Annotated in this window: 6 protein-coding genes and 1 tRNA gene; 4 read left to right on the top strand and 3 right to left on the bottom strand. The window is 61.6% G+C overall.

Annotated features, from left to right (window positions below):
- The coding region (locus ENZ74_RS28470) for a LacI family DNA-binding transcriptional regulator (protein ID WP_164761271.1) at positions 1-688 on the bottom strand (688 nt) is incomplete at its 3' end.
- Positions 689-1,146: 458 nt separating this feature from the next.
- Here ENZ74_RS28470 and ENZ74_RS28465 point away from each other — a divergent pair.
- The 4 genes from ENZ74_RS28465 to ENZ74_RS28450 all read left to right on the top strand — a co-directional run bounded on the left by ENZ74_RS28465 (position 1,147) and on the right by ENZ74_RS28450 (position 2,100).
- A tRNA-Cys gene (locus ENZ74_RS28465) sits at positions 1,147-1,222 on the top strand.
- 202 nt (positions 1,223-1,424) lie between these two features.
- A complete protein-coding gene (locus ENZ74_RS28460) occupies positions 1,425-1,628 on the top strand; it encodes a hypothetical protein (RefSeq protein WP_013530528.1) in 204 nt (67 codons plus the stop codon).
- 5 nt (positions 1,629-1,633) lie between these two features.
- A complete protein-coding gene (locus ENZ74_RS28455) occupies positions 1,634-1,825 on the top strand; it encodes a hypothetical protein (protein WP_027160878.1) in 192 nt (63 codons plus the stop codon).
- Positions 1,826-1,878: 53 nt separating this feature from the next.
- Positions 1,879-2,100, top strand: coding sequence for a DUF6500 family protein (locus ENZ74_RS28450; RefSeq protein ID WP_027160877.1), 222 nt, complete (start codon positions 1,879-1,881; stop codon positions 2,098-2,100).
- A gap of 31 nt (positions 2,101-2,131) precedes the next feature.
- On the opposite strand, the gene ENZ74_RS28445 is transcribed toward ENZ74_RS28450, so the two are convergent.
- The gene (locus tag ENZ74_RS28445; RefSeq protein ID WP_013530531.1) at positions 2,132-2,398 is read right to left on the bottom strand and encodes a DUF1488 domain-containing protein; all 267 of its coding nucleotides are present in this window, start codon (positions 2,396-2,398) and stop codon (positions 2,132-2,134) included.
- Positions 2,395-2,622 (bottom strand): hypothetical protein (locus ENZ74_RS28440; RefSeq protein ID WP_127313168.1); only part of this gene is annotated, 228 nt, incomplete at its 5' end. The genes ENZ74_RS28445 and ENZ74_RS28440, both read right to left, overlap by 4 nt.

The raw sequence follows: 2,622 nt of genomic DNA, 5'->3' as shown, positions 1-2,622 counted from the left end.
ACCAGGAGCCGAGCAGCGGCTCGCTGACCGTCAGGCCGTTTTCGGCGAGCACGTCGCGGTAAGCCTGAACGCGCGCGTGTACCACGGCAAAGCTCGCCGGCCCGGTGACGTGGGCGATGCGCTTGCGGCCAAGCCGGCAAAAATGCTCGACGGCCAGCCGGGCGCCGCCAACATCGTCCGAGACGAAGGCAACGGCGTCGGGGTCGGGCTGCGTGAAGGCATAGATCACCGGGACGCGCAGATTGGAGAGGTCGACGGGCAGATGACGATCGATGCGCTTGCCAGTGGCGATGATGCCGTCAACGCGCTTGTCGAGCATGGCGTCGACATGCATCTGGCCCAGCCGCGGATCCTCCTCGACATTGCACAGGAACACCGAGACGCCATTGTCGACCAGCGCGTCCGAAATGCCCGACATCAGCGGCAGCGAGAAGCGGCCATAGGTATCGTTGGTGAGCAGGCCGACGGTGAAGCTGCGGCGTCGGAGCAGGCTTTGCGCCAGGCTGTTGGGCCGGAAGCCAAGCCGCCGGGCGGTCTCGCGAATGCGTTCGCGCGTCTCGGCTGTCATCCGGCCCTGGCTGTTGAGCGCCTTGGATGCGGTAGCGACGCTGACTCCGGCCTGCGCGGCCACGTCACGCAAGGTGACTGGCTTGGAAAAGACCGGAACAGGCAGATCGTCCGATGGCATCGCGCCGAGAGTCCTTAGTTGGAAAAAGGTTTTCTCTTACCGATCTGAAAGAGGCCCGGCAGGTGGCCGAGCCCGACTGAAATTGTTTGAGAAAACCTTTTCTCAGCTGAGGCTAGACCAGATTGGATCGCCGTTCAAGGGAAAAGCTGGTTGGGCCTCGGCTCTCTTCCTTCGAATGCAAACGCGGGTTAAAGCAGCGCCGGCAGCACTTAGCTCAGGGGAAGAGCGCCAGTCGCAGTGCTGGAGGCCCTCGGTCGAGACGGGGCGGGCTGCCGCTTGAGGCGTGAAGGATCGCAGCGTGCGCGGGATGCGAGGTCCGGCAAAGGGTTGGCGCTGCCGGGCAGCAAACCTGGCCGCAATATGTGCTGGCGGACGGTCTGAAGATCGTGCCGAAAATTCTGAACAGTCCCTCGGGATTAACCTTTCCGTAAATATTTGGCCGCTACTTCAACAGCCATGGCCTCGTGGCGGAGCGGCTACGCTGGAGACGGCAAATCTCTGAAGCCTCGGTTCGATTCCGAGGCGAGGCCTCCAAAATTTCGCGTCGAACAGCAGTCCCAATCTGCCCCAAGGGCAGTCAGTCCCCACGAATAGATTTGTGCGTTACGAAGGCGGTGCGGACCGGACGTTAAAGCAGTCCTGTCTTGCATTTGGCATGCCGGCACGCGCGAAAAGAGTGGTATGGAAGGGAGCCGAGCGTTCTTGCTTCGCTTTTTCCTGACATTCGAGGCCTTTCGTGCGTGAACCGTCGCTGCTGCCCGTCTTTGGAAAACTTGGCCTCAAGGCTCCTGCCGCCCTGGCGGCGGCACCGGCCTCGTCGGCAGGTGTGTCGCACCTGCGGAAGCTTCTGGCCGTGCATAGCGGCATGGTGCTGAAACTGTCGGTCGTCGCCTGGACGGTGCTGATCCTGGGCGCCGTGTTTTTCACGATGCAAGGCTGACCGGCATGGCCAACCGCTACACGCTGCGTATGGAGCTTCCCCAGAGCTGGAGCATCATCGATGTCTTCACCGGCCAGCCTGCGGTGGTCCGGCAAAAGGTGATGGTCGGGATGGGGCCGCGCGAGGCCGAGGACATGGTCGTGCAGATGAATGTCCGCGATGTCAAACGCCGCGAACGGGCCGAGCGCAAGGCCTGATCCGTAGCGGCCCGCCGGCGGAAGCCTGCCGCACCGCAAATCAAGGGATTCCCGTGAGAGCCAGCCTGAAGCAGAAGATACTGGAGATTTGCGACCGCAAGATCTCCGAGAAGGGGGCCGGCGTCGGCGTGTCGTTCTATGCGTTTTTCGCCAACAGAAACGACAACCCCGAACTCCTGATGGAAGCCGCCGAATGGTGGATCAGAACCCACCGCCTCGACCATTTCGAAAAGGCTGCGAAGATACGCGCGATGGTCGAGGGGATGGATCTTTAATCGTCGTTTTGAGCGACATGCAATGGACTGATCAGCCGAAATCGGACGCCGTCAGAACATACATGCTCTTGTGGGTGCGGTCGTAGGCCTTCGACGCGACCTCGCGGATGGCACTGCTCTCGGTGTCGAATGTCTGGAGATAACCGGCTTCATCGGCCGCGGTTCCCGGCCGCATCTTGGCCATGGCGTCGGCGGCGACGGAGAACGAGATCTGGAACATGCCGTCATGGCCGACGAAACGGATGCGCTGGCCCGCCTCGTCATAGCTGCGGCTGCGGTTGGGGAAGGTGAGGCTCATGTCTTAGCCTCCGTAACTTTCTTGGTCACCCGCTTCTTCTTCGGCGTCGGATTGAGGGCCTGGGCGACACGATCGGCCTCTTCCTTGGCCAGCCGAAGCTCCCTCAGCCTTGCCGTCTTGATCTCCCTGGCTCTTGCCTCGGACATATATTCGGCGGTCGCCTTGTTTTTCTCCGCTGTCTTCTTCTGCTTGTCGACAAAGCGGGCTTCAGCTTTTTCCATGAT

It is taken from the genome of Mesorhizobium sp. M7A.F.Ca.CA.002.15.2.1, assembly GCF_003998715.1.
GTDB lineage: Bacteria > Pseudomonadota > Alphaproteobacteria > Rhizobiales > Rhizobiaceae > Mesorhizobium > Mesorhizobium ciceri.
This window is presented reverse-complemented; position numbering and strand designations above follow the sequence as displayed.